Annotated in this window: 11 protein-coding genes; 3 read left to right on the top strand and 8 right to left on the bottom strand. The window is 61.1% G+C overall.

Going from position 1 to position 14,960, the window contains the following annotated elements:
* Positions 1–10 precede the first annotated feature (10 nt).
* From IB272_RS15340 to IB272_RS15315, 6 genes are all read right to left on the bottom strand, one after another.
* On the bottom strand, positions 11–1,210 hold the full coding sequence (locus IB272_RS15340; RefSeq protein ID WP_060582984.1) for an alanine racemase: 1,200 nt from the start codon (positions 1,208–1,210) through the stop codon (positions 11–13).
* A gap of 11 nt (positions 1,211–1,221) precedes the next feature.
* Complete coding sequence (locus tag IB272_RS15335; protein WP_034798931.1) at positions 1,222–2,199, bottom strand: ABC transporter permease; 978 nt, start codon at positions 2,197–2,199, stop codon at positions 1,222–1,224.
* 154 nt (positions 2,200–2,353) lie between these two features.
* Complete coding sequence (locus tag IB272_RS15330) at positions 2,354–3,418, bottom strand: substrate-binding domain-containing protein (protein WP_060582983.1); 1,065 nt, start codon at positions 3,416–3,418, stop codon at positions 2,354–2,356.
* Positions 3,419–3,479: 61 nt separating this feature from the next.
* Entirely contained in the window at positions 3,480–4,541 is a 1,062-nt protein-coding gene (locus tag IB272_RS15325; RefSeq protein WP_034798936.1) for a substrate-binding domain-containing protein, read from the bottom strand.
* A 26-nt stretch (positions 4,542–4,567) separates the two neighbouring features.
* Positions 4,568–5,827: a M20/M25/M40 family metallo-hydrolase gene (locus IB272_RS15320; RefSeq protein ID WP_060582982.1), complete on the bottom strand. Its 1,260-nt coding sequence runs from the start codon at positions 5,825–5,827 to the stop codon at positions 4,568–4,570.
* Complete coding sequence (locus tag IB272_RS15315) at positions 5,827–7,038, bottom strand: ROK family transcriptional regulator (RefSeq protein ID WP_113135517.1); 1,212 nt, start codon at positions 7,036–7,038, stop codon at positions 5,827–5,829. The genes IB272_RS15320 and IB272_RS15315 overlap by 1 nt, the downstream gene beginning before the upstream one ends.
* 357 nt (positions 7,039–7,395) lie before the next feature.
* Between IB272_RS15315 and IB272_RS15310 the strand changes: the two genes are divergently transcribed.
* Entirely contained in the window at positions 7,396–9,957 is a 2,562-nt protein-coding gene (locus IB272_RS15310) for an FAD-dependent oxidoreductase (protein WP_060582980.1), read from the top strand.
* A gap of 81 nt (positions 9,958–10,038) precedes the next feature.
* Here IB272_RS15310 and IB272_RS15305 read toward each other — a convergent pair whose 3' ends face one another.
* Both IB272_RS15305 and IB272_RS15300 read right to left on the bottom strand, forming a co-directional pair.
* Positions 10,039–10,968 carry an aldo/keto reductase gene (locus IB272_RS15305; protein WP_348646790.1) on the bottom strand — a complete coding sequence of 310 codons (930 nt, stop codon included), beginning with the start codon at positions 10,966–10,968 and terminating at the stop codon, positions 10,039–10,041.
* 258 nt (positions 10,969–11,226) lie between these two features.
* The gene (locus tag IB272_RS15300) at positions 11,227–12,015 is read right to left on the bottom strand and encodes an SDR family oxidoreductase (RefSeq protein ID WP_060582979.1); all 789 of its coding nucleotides are present in this window, start codon (positions 12,013–12,015) and stop codon (positions 11,227–11,229) included.
* 97 nt (positions 12,016–12,112) lie between these two features.
* Here IB272_RS15300 and IB272_RS15295 point away from each other — a divergent pair, with 97 nt between their 5' ends.
* Positions 12,113–12,688, top strand: coding sequence for a TetR/AcrR family transcriptional regulator (locus IB272_RS15295; protein ID WP_060582978.1), 576 nt, complete (start codon positions 12,113–12,115; stop codon positions 12,686–12,688).
* A gap of 220 nt (positions 12,689–12,908) precedes the next feature.
* Positions 12,909–14,774, top strand: a complete 1,866-nt coding sequence (locus IB272_RS15290) for a DUF262 domain-containing protein (RefSeq protein WP_060582977.1) — start codon at positions 12,909–12,911, stop codon at positions 14,772–14,774.
* Positions 14,775–14,960: the final 186 nt, after the last annotated feature.

Raw genomic sequence — 14,960 nt, 5'->3', positions numbered from 1 at the left:
ACGTCGCCCCTCATACCGGCCAGGCTGCGGTTTCGCCGAAACCGTTTTCGATCGTTTCCACCTTCGGCGCGCCCGTGGAGATACCCGACACGCCGACGACATAAGCGCGCGTGACGAAGGCCTGCCCGCGGAAGCCGAACACCGCCGTATCGCCAGGCTTCGGCGCCGCCGCACCGCTGGCGTCGATCATCGCGTAATAGTCGATCGCCGAGGGGGGCGGCACCTCGACGCTTCGAAGCGCCGATGAAGCCGTCGTCGGCTCACTCGATACGATCGCCTTGACGTCGTAATCCGGGAAGATCGGGTCGATGTAGAAGCCGCCGCCGAAGCAATAGGCCTTGCCGCCCGAGAGATGGGAAACTTCGGTGAGGTAGAGTACCGCCGGCAGTTCCGGCAGATCTTCCATCACGTGCAGTGCGGTGGTGCCGTGCAGACCGTTGCCCGGCTCGCACTGCGTCGCGCCCGCTTCGGCAAGAGCCGGGAGCATGACGCTGGAGGTCGTACCCGGCGCATTCACCTCGATCCCGTTGCGGCCGGCCTTGGCCAGCGCCTCGGCAGCTTTCGAGAGCGTCGCGAGATTGTGTGTCGGCTTCACCTTGCGGCTTTCATGGTCGAAGAGCAGCGCCGGAAAGGTGGTGATGCCGGCAAAGCGGCCACCGGCGAGCGCATCGAGACGATCCGCCACCGCGGCAACGTCGCTGGCATCGAACCCGCCTTCATGGCCGCGGTAGAAGGTATCACCTTCCGCCCGGATACGGGCGAGCAGATCCTGCCGATAACCGGCTGCATGTGCGCCAGCCGCCGCTTCTGCAGCCTTTTCGCCGTTGAAGACCGTCCAATAGTCCGGCCGGAAGGTTTTCGCTGCGGCAGCCGCCTCGTGGCGCGCGACCTGCTGCAGGTGGCCGAGATGGCCGACCTTCAGGCCCGCCTTGTGGGTGGCGCGGGCACAGGCCATGTCGACGGCAACCGAACGGTCAATGCCACCACGCTTGACCGCTTCGCAGAAGGAACTGGAGCGGCCCACCTGCTTGGTCATCGCAAAGGTCTTCAGGCCGAGGCGATGGGCCTCGTTGCTCATAATCGCCGCATTGGCCTCGACCGTGTCGAGATCGAGCACATAGGCGTTGGCCGGGAGCTTGCCCTGCTGGTGCAGGCTCATCGCCGCTTCGATGAATGCCGGGTTGCGGCGGCGCAGAACGTCGAGAAACATGAAATCCTCCTTCAGCGGGACTTTTCGCGCAGCGACACGGCGACCGCAGCGAGGATGATGAGACCGCGAACGATCATCTGGTCGGATACGGAAAGGCCCATCAGGATCAGGCCATTGTTGAGCATGCCCATCATCAGCGAGCCGACGAGCGCGCCGATGATCGTGCCTTTGCCGCCGTTGAGCAGCGTGCCGCCGACGATGACGGCGGCGATCACCGTCATCAGGTCGGTCTCGCCAAGCGTATACTTCGCCGCCTGCAGGCGACCGGCGTAAAGCAGGCCCGCAAGGCCGGCGAGACCGCCGCTGATCATCAGAACGGCCAGCCGAATGCGCGGCACGCTGATGCCGGAGACGCTCGCTGCCCGGCTGTTGTCGCCGGTTGCCAGCACATGGGCGCCGAAGCGGGTTTCGCGGTAGATGACATGGCCGCAGACGACGGCAACGAGGGTCCACCAGATCAGCGAGGGCACGCCGAGGAACGAGCCCGAGCCAAAGAAGCCGGTAAAGGTGCTGTCGGTCACGGGGATCGAGCGCAGGTTCGTCATCGAGCGGGAGACGCCGGCAAAAAGCCCGAGCGTCGCCAGCGTCACTAGGAAGGACGGCAGTTTGACATAGGCGACCAGTGCGCCGTTCAGGAGCCCGATCAACACGCCGGCGCCGATACCGGCGACGACGCCAGCCACCAGGCCGTACTCGTTGATCGTCACCGCCGCCGCCAGTGCCGAGACGGCAACTGTCGAGCCGATCGACAGATCGATCTCACCGGCCGACATGACGAAGACGAGGCCGATCGCCATGATCGTCACCGGTGCTGTCTGCAGCATGATGTTCGACAGGTTGCGAACCGTCAGAAACCCGCTGTCGCGAAGCACGATGGCGAAGAACAGAAAGATCGCCAGGAAGCCGAGATAGACGACGTATTGCTGCAGGTTGAGGCGACTGACGAGGCTCGCCGGCTGGCCGCTCGCGCTGGAATGGGCACTGGACATTATTCTTCCTCCGAAAGCAGGGGGAAAGCTCCCCCTGCACTACGGCGCCGCGGGTCTGGTCAGACGCGCAAAGGTCGCCGCAGCACTATGAAAAGCTGCATGTGTTGTCCCAAATCGACGACGATTTGGGACGCATGCAGCGGGCATCATTTCATCACTTCATCGCATCCGCGATCGTCGCGGGCACATCCTTGTTCAGAGACTTCTTCCAGCCGTCGGCGACCGTTGCCTTGGTCACGGCAAGCGAGTCGACCACCAGGAAAGGCTCGGCCTTCTTGCCGACCAGCGACCCTGCCGCGGCGCGCGCTGCGGTGACACCGATATTGTAGGCTTCGTCGGCGACGAGCGCCGCGATGTTGCCGCCCTTGACCATGTCGAGTGCTGCCGGTTCGTTGAGGTCGAGCGTCACGATCTTGGTGTGGCTGTTGCCGGCGCCGCGCAGCGTCGAAAGCACGCTCAGTGCCGGCTCCGCCCAGGTCACATAGATCCCGTCGAGATCCGGGTTCTGGGTGATTATCCCTTGCGCGATTTCCTCGCTGCGGGCCGGATCGGCCATGCCGGCCTCGGCAACGATCTTCATGTCGGGATAGTCCTGCTCGATCGTCGACTTGAAGGCGCCATCGCGCTGGTTGGTCACGTAGAAGTCGGCGTCATGATAGATATAGCCGAGCTTGCCCTTGCCCCCGAGCGCATCCGCCATGGCAACGGCCGCCTTGTTGCCCATCTGGAAAAGGTCGTCCGAGACGATCGTCACATAGTCCTTGCCGTGTTCGTAACCGGCCGGCGAATTGTCGACGAAGGCGAGCTTCACACCGGCGGTGCGTGCCGGATCGTAAACCACGGCCGCGCTTGCCGGGTCGACCGGCAGCGACAGGATGATCGAGGGCTTCTTGGCAAGCACCGTCTCGACATCCGCCTTCTGGCGGGCTGCATCAAAGCCGGCATCGGTCTGTGCGACCACCTCTACGCCGAGGCGCTTGAACTCGTCCTGGGCACCGCTGTTGACCGCGTTGGTGTATTCGCTCATCTCGTGCCAGACGAGCGCTGCGGTAAACTTGCCGTCCTTGATCTGCTGTTCCTGCTCCGCCGTCAGCGTCAGGCTGCCCGCCGGCGTCGGCGTCTCGCCATGCGGACCCGTGGTCTTGCCGTCAGCGGCAAAGCCGGATGTCGCGGCAAAGACCGTTGCCAGCAACGCGAAATGTCTCACTGCCCTGTGCATATCTGCCTCCCTTTTAGGAATGACGCCGCCGGAAGCGTCCTCTCTCCCGGCGGCCACCTGATTACTTGGCCGCGTCGAGCACCGACTGCGGCGCATCGCGGTTGAGCGACTGCTTCCAGCCGTCCGCGACGTTTTCCTTGGTGACGGTCAAAGCCGGGGCAACGACGAAGGCCGGCGTCTGCTGGCCGAGAAGCGACTTCAGGCCGGTCGCAGCCATGGCGCGTCCAAGCTCATAGGCCTTGTCGGCAACAAGCGCGGTGACGTTGCCGCCCTTGACCATGTCGAGCGCGACCGGTTCGGCAAGATCGAGCGTGACGATCTTGGTCTTCGTATTGCCGCTCGAGCGCAGGGCAGAGAGCACGCCGTCGGCAGGCTCGGCCCAGGTCACGTAGATACCGTCGAGATCAGGGTTCTGCAGCAGCATGGCGCTTGCCAGCTCCTCGGCACGTGCCGGGTCTGAGATGCCCTGCTCGGCAACGATCTTGATATCCGGATAGTCCTTCTCGATCGTCGACTTGAAGGCCTGGTCGCGCTGGTTCGTCACATAGTAGCTGGCATCGTGGAAGATGTAGCCAACCTTGCCCTTGCCGCCGATCGCCTTGGCCAGCGCATCCGCCGCCTGCTTGCCCATCTGGAAGAGATCGTCGGTAACGATCGAGGCATAGTCCGTGCCCTGCTTATAGCCGCTCGGCAGGTTGGAGAGGAACACGAGCTTGCTGCCATCGGTCACTGCCTGGCGGAATGCTTCGGCCGAGGTCACCGGATCGAGCGGCAGCGCCAGGATGACGTTCGGCTTGGCGGCAAGCGCGGTTTCGATATCGCTGCGCTGGCGGGCAGCGTCGAAGCCGGCATCCGTCGTCACCGCGATCTCGACGCCGGCGCGGGCAAACTCATCCTTGGCACCGGCCGAAACGGCGTTGGTGAAGTCGGACGAGGTATGCCACAGCAGCGCCGCCTTGTAGCCCTTGCCCTTGAGCGCGCCGATATCGGCATCGGTCAGGGCGACATCGGCGCTCGGCGTCGCGCTCTCGCCGGACGGACCGACCGTCTGGGCAGAGGCGGCGTTTGCGGCAAGCACGAAACCGCTGACGAGTGCGGCAGCCATCAATTTCTTCAGAAGCATTGTCGTTCTCCCTCTTGTTTGGCAGTTCAGTCCATGACGCCGCAGTAGCGCGCCATGAAGGCGGCAAATCCGACGATCCCGGCGAGGTATTCCTCCACCTCGACCCGTTCCTCGTAGGTATGGCAATTGCGGATGTCGCCGGGCGCGCAATAGACGGCAGGCACACCCAAGCGGTTGACGAAGAATGGCGATTCCGACCAGAAGGGCGCGCCTTCGATGACGCCGCGCCCACCCATGGCTTCGGCCATGGCGGCTGATAGCGCACCGACTTCGCCCGCCGTTTCGTCGATTTCAGCCGCCGTGCCGCCAAGCGCATGGTCGCGGCCGGCCGGATAGGAAAACTCGACCGTGATTTCCGGATCGGTGATCGCCGAGCGCACCGCAGCCTCGATCTCGGCCGCCGCCGTGTCCAGCGATTCCCCTGGCAACAGTTTGCGGATCAGCGACAGTGTGCAACGCTCGGGCACGGCGATGTAGCCGCCGCCGGCAAGGCCGGTGATCAGCAGGAAACTGCGACCGATCAGCTTGTGCTCGGCCCGCGCGGCGATCTCGTCGGAGTGTTTCCAGAGAGCCGACATCGCCGCGTGGCTGGCGCGCAATGCATCCTTGCCGAGTTCGGGTACGCCGAAATAGGCGGACTTCCCTGTAATCGTGATGTCGGCGATGAAAAATCCGATCTGCGCCGGATAGACGGACAGCCGTGTCGGCTCGACATAGACGACGAAGTCCGGACGGACGATGTCACCGGTCTCGATGCGTTCGACCAGATCCTTGATACCGGCGGAGACACCGGTCCCCGGCTGACCGCTTTCCTCGTCGCCGACGAAGGCAAAGGCCACGTCCCCGGCCAACGCAACGCCGGACTTGTCGAGCAGCGACAGCGCCGCAAGCGATGCGCAAATGCCTGCCTTCAGATCGCCCGAGCCGCGCCCCCAGACCGCGCCATCGATGATCGGTGCAGCGAAGGGATCCTCGCGCTCGGTACCGGCCCAATGCTCGCGCCAGCCGTCGACATGCACCGTATCCGTATGGCCGATGAACAGCAGGCGTGGCCCCTTGCCGCGACCCTTGCGCTCCGCCCAGACGTTCGGCCGACCCGGCAGAAACTCCGCCGTTTTCAAGCCTTCCAGGCCAAGGCGCTGCATCGTTTCGGCCAGAAAGGCGACGAAGTTCGCCTCGTTGCCGGTAATGCTCTCACGCCCGATGGCGCCACGAAAAAGATCAATCGCCGTCTCGCGGTCAAGCACCGCGCGCAAACGTTCGATCAAGCCGTCATTCATCGTCATCACATCGCCTCCCGAAGCGCGTTGACGTTTGCCCGCGGCAGCGAAATCCGGCCATCGGGCGCATCGACCCCGAACAGGGTGTTGTGCAGCTGACCGAGCCCGATCGCCGCCGCCCCGATGATCGCGGCGCGCGCGCCGAGTTCACCGGTCTCCACATTGACCGGATAGGGGAAGCACTGCGGCAGGAAGGCTTTTACCCGCTCAAGCATTTCCGGCCGAAGCCCGATGGATCCGCCCAGGATGACCTTCTGCGGGTTGGCGATCGCGGCAATCGCGGCAACGCCGGCTGCCAGATACCGCGCAGTGTCATCCAGCACCGTCAGCGCTGCCGCATCGCCCGCTTCTGCCTTGGCAAAGATGGTGGGCACGGCAACGGTCTTGCCCGAAAGCGCCGCGTAACGTTCCGCCATGCCATGCGAGGCAACCGCGCGCTCGAAGGCGCCGGTGCGCAGCGATTCCGCCTCGAACGGGTCGGAGCCGAGTGGCAGGAAACCCATTTCGCCGGCCGCATTGCTGACGCCGCGCACCAGATGGCCGCCGACCATCAGGCCGCTGCCGACGCCGGTGCCCAGTGCCACATAGGCGAGGTTGTCGATCCCCTGCCCCTGGCCCAGCCAGTTTTCGCCAAGGACGGCAAGATTGACGTCGTTTTCGAGCATGGCTCCGAACCCGAGCACCTCTTCGAAGGCGCCGACGACATCCATCGTGTCGAAACCGGCAATGTTCGGCGCAAGCAACACACGGCCGGTCTCGCTGCAGGGCGCGCCGGGAACGCCTACCACCGCAAGCCGGATCTTCTCGCGAGCGATCTTCTGTCGGTCTGCCGCATCAAAGGCCATGGCAGCGATCTGCTCTACGACGAAGCGGCCGCCCCGCGGATCGGTCGGCGCCGTGTCTTCGGCAAAGATCTGGCAGGCGAGATCGGTGATCGCCACGCGCACCTTCGTGCCACCGAGGTCGACGGCGATGATGAAGGCGGCATCGCACACCAGTTCGTAGGTGACGGCAGTGCGCCCGACATGGCCGCTGGTGCGCCCCGTCTCCTGCACCCAACCCTCTTCTTCGAGGCCGCGGACGATCTCCGAAATGGTCTGCTTGGAAAGGCCGGTCTGCTTCGAGATCGACGCACGCGAAATCGGACCGCCCTGGACGATCGCCTCCATGACGGAGCGCTGGGAGAACTTCCGGGAGATGCGCAAGCTGTCGTTCACGGGGACCTCTTTTAATTCGTTCTGTTACCGAACTTATTAATATCACGCATCGCTGTCAATCTTACCCGATGGGATTATCTTTCGTGGCCAACGCCGCGATCACTGGAACGCAGGTAGATCGCAATGACGCATTCGGATGCGTCGCCATTTGCGATATGCTAGATGAAATCAGATTGGCGCTGAGAGGCGCTTTTTCTCACGAAATCAGTGGCATGACCGTCTCTGCAGCTCTCGTTCCGCGAACCGCAAAATGCTCGGCTCTGGTCGTGCAGTTTGATGAGAATGTCGTAGACAGGCTCTGGTCGGGGCGGATCAGGCCCTAAAATCCGGCATCCAATCCAACTAGGGTCGCAATCAATGGCAGAGTTTCCGCAAAAGGCGAAAGTCGTAATCATCGGGCTGGGTGGCATCGTCGGTGCTTCGATCGCGCACCACCTGATCGAGCGCGGCTGGGACGATATCGTCGGCATCGACAAGTCGGGCGTACCGACCGATATCGGCTCGACCGCACACGCCTCGGACTTCTGCTACACCACCAGCCACGACTATCTCTCGGTCTGGACGACGCAGTATTCGATCGATTTCTTCGAGAAAATGGGCCACTACGCCCGCATCGGCGGCCTGGAAGTGGCGCGCACCGGCGACGATGTCTGGATGGAAGAGATCAAGCGCAAGCTGTCCTCCGCCAAGGCCTTCGGCACCCGCGCCCACTATGTCTCGCCGGCTGAAATCAAGAAGATGTTCCCGCTGATCGAAGAAGATCAGGTCATGGGCGGCATGTTCGACCCGGATGCCGGCCTCGTCATCCCGCGCTCGCAAACGGTTGCCGGCAAGCTCGTCGACGCCGCGGAAAAATCCGGCAAGCTGCAGGTCTTCGGCAACACGCCGGCAAAGTCGCTGATCGTCGAAAACGGCCGCATCAAGGGCGTCGTCACCCATCGCGGCACGATCATGGCCGACCACGTCATCGTCTGCGCCGGCATCTGGGGTCGCCTGATCGCTGAAATGGTCGGCGAAGACCTGCCGGTCATGCCGGTCGACCATCCGCTCACCTTCTTCGGCCCGTACAACGAATTCGAAGGCACCGGCAAGGAGATCGGCTTCCCGCTTTTGCGTGACCAAGGCAACTCGGCCTACATGCGCGACACCGGCGACCCGAAGACCACCGAGGGCGGCCAGATCGAGTGGGGCTATTACGAGACCACCAATCCGCGCCTCTGCCATCCACGCAACATTCTTGAAAAGCACGAGGCGCGCCTGTCGCCTTCGCAGCGCGACCTGGAGATGGAACAGATCATCGAGCCGCTCGAGCGCGCCATGGAACTGACGCCGATCCTCGGCGAACTCGGCTACAACGAGAGCCATTCCTTCAACGGCCTGCTGCAGGTCTCGGCCGCCGGCGGCCCCTCCTGCGGCGAGAGCCAAAAGGTGCGGGGCTTGTGGTACTGCGTCGCCATCTGGGTGAAGGACGGCCCCGGTTATGGCAAGCTGATCGCCGACTGGATGACAGACGGCCGCACCGAGATCGACCACGCCTCGATCGACTATTCCCGCTTCTATCCGCACCAGCTGGAAGAAAAGTTCATCGAGGGCCGCTGCTTCGAGGCGGCGCAGAAGATCTATTACCCCGCCGTGCACACCCGCGAACCCTACGCCACCGGCCGCAACGTCAAGCGCTCGCCCTTCTACGAGCGCGAAAAGGAACTCGGCGGCTATTTCATGGAACTCGGCGGCTGGGAGCGCGCCCACGGCTACGCTGCCAACGAGCACCTTTTGGAGAAGTATGGCGACCGCGTTCCGGTACGTGAAAACGAGTGGGACAGCCGCCATTTCTGGCGCGTCTCCAACGCCGAGCATCTGGCCATGAGCGAGGACTGCGGCATCGTCAATCTCTCGCACTTCCATATGGTCGACATCGAAGGCCCTGATCATGTCGAGCTGCTCGAATGGCTGTGCGCCGCCAAGGTCGGTGGCGACGGCAATATCGGCAAGGGCATCTACACACACTTCCTCGACGACGAGGGCATGGTACGGGCCGACTTCACCGTCTTCCGCATGACCGACCGCTGCCGCCTGGTGAACGGCGCCGACGCCGGCCCGCGCGACTTCCAGTACATGCGCCGCGTCGCCGAAGATCGCAGCCTCGACGTCACCATCACCGACGTCTCGGAGAAGTTCATCACCATCGGCATCTGGGGTCCCAATGCCCGTGAGACGCTCAAGAAGGTGGTTGCCGATCCCTCGGGTCTCGACATCGAGAACTTCGCCTTCGCCGCGATCAAGCCGATCGAGATCGCCGGCAAAAAGGTCACCGCCTTCCGCATCTCCTATGTCGGCGAGCAGGGCTGGGAACTGCACATGAAGTACGAGGACGGTCTCGCCGTCTGGGACGCTCTGCGCTCGACCGGCGTCATGGCCTTCGGCGTCGAAACCTATGCGAACTCGCGCCGCATGGAAAAGAGCCTGCGCCTGCAGAACGCCGACCTGCTTACCCAGTACAACCTCATCGAAGCCGACCTTGCCCGCCCAAAGGTCAAGGACGTGGACTTCCGCGGCAAGGCCAAGCATCTCGAATACAAGGCGCGCGAACATCAGCCGGCCATGCTCTGCACGCTCGTCATGACGGAGAATACCGACAAGAACGGCGTGAAGCGCTATCCGGTCGGAGCCCTGCCGGTGATGGATCCGGAAACCGGCAAGGTGCTGGTCGATGAACTGGGCCGCCGTTCCTACACCACCTCGATCGCCTTCGGCCCGACGATCGGCAAGAACATCGCGCTTGCCTATCTGCCCTGGTCACATTGCCAGGTCGGCCGCAAACTCAACGTCGAATACTTCGCCGAGACCTATCCGGTCGAAGTCGTCGGCGTCGGCTACAAGCCGCTCTACGACCCCGAGAACCTGAAGCCGCGCAGCTGATCAGTCGGCTCCGGTCAAAAACAAGAAAGGCCCGCTCGGATTCGAGCGGGCGTTTTTTTATGGTCCGCGGACCAATCGAGGTCAGGGCAGCACGTGCCCGGCTGCGGTGAAGAGCCGATACCAGTCCTCGCGCGACAGCGTGATATCAGCGCCCGGCGCAATGTCTGCGAGCCGCTCGGGGCTGGTCGTTCCGAGAACCACCTGAATGTTGGCCGGATGCCGGGTGATCCAGGCATAGGCGATCGCGGAAGCCGATACCCCGTACTTGCCCGCGAGTTCGTCCAGCAACCGGTTGAGTTCCGGAAAGTTCTTCTCGTCGCCGACGAAGACGCCGCCGAAGAAGCCTTGCTGGAACGGCGACCAGGCCTGCAGCGTCATCCGGTTGATCCGAGAATAGACAACAACCTCGCCGTCGCGGTCGATTGACTGCTCGAGACCGGCCATGTTGGCGGCGATACCGAAAGCAACGGACGGCGCATGCGCAATACTGAGCTGGATCTGGTTGGCGACGAGCGGCTGGCGCACCGCCGTCTTCAGGAGATCGATCTGTCGCGGCGTGTGGTTCGAAACGCCGAAATGGCGGACCTTGCCGGCCTTGTGCAGCTGCTCGAACGCGTCCGCCACCTCCTCCGGCTCCACCAGCGCATCCGGACGGTGCAGCAGCAGGAGATCGAGATAGTCGGTTTTCAGCGCCGCGAGCGAACGGTCGACGGACTGCAGGATATGCTCGCGCGAGAAATCGAAATAGCCGCGGCGGATCCCGCACTTGCTCTGGATGACGATCTGTTCGCGCTCGGCAGGCTTCAGCCGCACGGCCTCGCCGAAACGGCGCTCGCAGGCATGCAGCTCACCGCCATAGATGTCGGCGTGATCGAAGACATTGATGCCGACATCCCGCGCCTTGCCGTAGAGCCGGGCAATGGCGTCGTCGCTGAGATCGGCGATCCGCATCAGGCCCAGAACGGCGGATGATACGGCGAGGTCAGTTGTTCCCAGATTGAACTTTTTCACCGGCGTCACGCTTTCACAGTCAATGGCGTTTGAAGGGGGATCTTGCAGCGCCGCCAGACGCGGCGAGCGATTTGCGAATCTCTGATCCCCAATCTCTACCAGCCAGGAGACGCTTGGCAAACGCCAAGGCGGCACCCGGCAAGATCGTGCGACTGCGATTTCAAGAGGTGAGGAACGCCGGCAACAGCAGGCGTCCTCCGGTGGCCGTCTGCTGAGCGGGAGGTGACGAGGTCACCGCCTCCCGCTCCGGCGCATGCCTCAGGCAGCGGATCGATAACGATCGGCCGGCTCCGACTGCGCAAAATTCGGCAGCATCGCCTGGCGCGCGGCTTCGAGGCTCTCCCATTGCGCCGCCTCCGGAAGCGGCGGGATGGTCACCAATTCGCGACGGTCGAAGCCGACCAATGCAGCATCGACGAGGTCTCCGACCTCCATCACCCCGGCGATCGTGTTGACGTCCACGCCGGCATGATCCCAGATCTCGGTCCGGGTGGCCGCAGGCAGCACCGCCTGGACATAGACGCCCTTTGCCGCCAGTTCCACGTTCAAGCCTTGCGACAGGAACAGCACGAAGGCCTTCGTCGCACCGTAGACGGTGGCGCCCATTTCAGGTGCGAGCCCCACGACGGAGGCAACATTGATGATCGCTCCCTCACCCGTTTCGGCAAAGCGGACCGCCGCGGCGTGCGCGAGCCTGGTGACGGCCGTCACGTTGAGCGCGATCAACTTGGAAAAATCGTCGGCCTTCTGCTGAAGAAAGCCCCGGGGGATCGAGGTGCCGGCATTGTTGATCAGCACGCCGATGCGGCTGTCCTCGCGCAGGCGCTGCTCGATCCCGGCAAGATCGCGTTCGTTCGTCAGGTCGGCCGGAACGACAGAAACATCGACACCGGTTTCGCGGCGAAGACGCGTGGCCAAGGCATCGAGGCGTTCCGCGTTGCGGGCGATCAAAACGAGATCGTGGCCACGTCGGGCAAATCGTTCCGCATAGACGGCGCCAATACCGGTGGATGCACCGGTTACAAGGACTGCAGCTTTCTTGCTCATCGGTCATGCTCCTTTGATTTATTCATGATAGTCATCATGTATTTGGATATATGATGGGTATCATGTATAATGTCAATCGGAATTTTAGGAGGCGGTGATGCGCGTGAGCCGACAGCAAGTCGAGGAAAACAAGAAAACCATCCTGGAGGCTGCGGGCCGGTTGTTCCGCGAGCGTGGCTTTGACGCCGTCACGGTTACCGATGTCATGAAGTCCGCGGGCCTCACCCATGGCGGGTTCTACGGTTACTTTTCTTCCAAGGATGATCTGATCGCACAGACCTTGGCCGGACTGCGAAGCGAAACCGAGCCTCAGACGGCAGACCTCGCAACGGTCGCACAGCGCTACCTTTCACCGGCGCATCGCGACGATTTCGGCCACGGCTGTCCGCTCGCAGCCCTCGGTTCAGAGGTCAGCCGCCAACCTCAAGCGGCGCGCGCGGAAATGTCAGCCTTCCTCGAACGACAGTTCAAGCGATTGGGGAAGATCGCGCCCGGATCGGACGAAGGGCAACGTCGCCGCGCCGCAATCGCGACGTCGGCGACCATGATCGGCGCCCTCATTCTTGCAAGGATGACGGACGACCCAAAACTGTCGGACGAGATTCTCGACGAAACCCGCGCCTGGCTGGCGGCCCAGGATAAGCAAAAGTCCGCCGCTGACGACCGTGCCTAAGGAAAACTCAACCCCGGCAAACCAGGGCCGCGACACCAGCCGCATCTCGGTTGCTCTTAGCGTGCACAATCGTATCCCGCTGCAATCCTCATGTACCGCATCACAAGTATTTCATGGAGCCCTTCGATCAACTTCGACATGAATACTGGCGGTTGAGGCAGCATTGAAATACGCCTTGCGATAGCCTATGTCTGCGCGATTGCATCGGGGATTATAGATAATGTCGTACGTCAATCCATCTACTCAGAGCGTCAAGACGTTTTTCCAGAGCCGCTATTCGCTTCCGTTCTTCCAGCGGGAATATAACTGGCAGGCAAAGCACTACACAGAACTACTGGAGGATATTCAGGACGCCTTTCTCCTCCACTACGATGCGACCCATGCTCGAAATCAGGTATCCGCGTACCTACCCTACTTCTTAGGCTCGGTAATTACATCTGTTGAGAATGGTGGCACAAAGCCGCTAGTTGATGGGCAACAACGACTCACATCGATCTTTTTGCTTCTCGCTTACCTTAATCGCTACCGTGTTGAGAAAAAGATTGAAAAATCGGTAGACCTTGCATCGTTCCTCGGCAGTACAAGTTATGGCGCGATAGACTACAATATCGAGTTCTCTGCACGCCGTAAGGAGATATTCAACAAGTTCAACGACCACACTAAAGATGCCGCCACCGTTATTGATGAGGCCGGAGATATTGCTAATCTCGATGAGGGCGACAAGAAGATTTTGGAGGCCCTACGCTCGACGGACGACTTGATAACCGACGAGGTAAAAGGAGCTATCGCTTACTTTATTGACTATGTCCTTGAGCGTGTGCTCCTCATCGATATTTCGGTGACAAATGAGACAGAGGCACATCGTGTATTCGTGACAATGAATGATCGCGGTTTGCGTCTCGGTCCGATTGACCTTCTCAAAGGGCTAATACTTTCGAAAATTTCCGATCCGGCCAAAAGCCAGGAGTGCCATACCGCGTGGATGGATATGATCAACGCGCTGAAGATGATCGATCCGGAAGAGGATTCGCTGTTTTTCCGTAATTTATTCCGCGCCAAGTGGGCCGAAACGATGCGGGGCAAAACGAAGGGCGATCCAGCCGGTGACTTCGATGTCATTGGCGATGCCTATCACCGTTGGTTCGAGGACAACGCTTCAAAATTGGGGCTAATTACGGGTGACGATTACATCCGCTTTGTCACCGTTGACCTAAAGAAATACGCCAGTATTTATATGGCAATCAAAGCCGCTGAGAGCAGCCTAACTACGGATCTTGAACCGATCTACTACAATGCTCTTAGGAAATTCAGCGGACAATCGATGATCCTGCTGTCTGCAGTTAGCCTTGATGATTTGGAATCCGACTGGAAGAAAAAGGTCGGTCTCGTTGCAACGTATATCGATTTAATACTCACCATGAGAACCATCGATGGGAAGCAGAACAATTACGATAACCTGAAGGAAATTTCGTTTCAGCTTACTAAGCAGGTTCGAAATCACACGTTTGATGAGCTGATGAAGATTGTCGAGTCAGATTGGGATAAACAAGCGGCGTCCATCGATAATGTGAGCGCCATGACCTACACAAAGTCGGATCGTATGGGAATCTTGTACGTGTTAGCGCGGATAGCGTCGTTCCTTGAAGAGTCGATGACGCTCACGAACATTACAGGTTTCACGGCCTACATGCAGCGTGACAAAGGAGCCAAAACGTTCGACATCGAACACATTTTCGCAGAGGCGTTCAACACGACCAAACTGCCGGCCACACACGGCTTTGCCGATATCCGCGAGTATTCAGCACTGCGAAACAATCTCGGCGCTCTAGTTCTGCTGCCGAGGTCGCGCAATAGATCACTTCAGGCTGCTGCTTACGCTGACAAAATTGCATCCTATTCGACCGAAACCATATTGGCCTCCAGTCTCACCCCGCAATTTTACCAAAATCATCCGAACGTGGTGAAGTTCTTGACTGACAATCCCACTCTCAACATGGTTGCGAAGACCGACTTCACCAAGGACGACATTGATGATCGTGGGAAACTCTACACGGAAGTGTCTCGGTTGATTTGGAGAAAACCATAGGCTCACGGCACAAAAAAAGCCCTCCCTGAGGAAGGTTCAACTTCGCGCCCCGTTACGAGAGAGCTGGCTCGGGAAATTTGAACAGCGGGGATAAGTGGAATTTCTGCCTGACTTTGGCATAGATGCCGGAAACAGGAGAGACCATGACGAGACGACCGCGCCGGAACCACAGCCCGGCTTTCAAGG

Source organism: Ensifer sp. ENS08 (assembly GCF_014852195.1).
Classification (GTDB): domain Bacteria; phylum Pseudomonadota; class Alphaproteobacteria; order Rhizobiales; family Rhizobiaceae; genus Ensifer; species Ensifer adhaerens.
The sequence above is the reverse complement of the archived record's forward strand: the minus strand, read 5'-3'. Positions and strand labels throughout refer to the sequence as shown.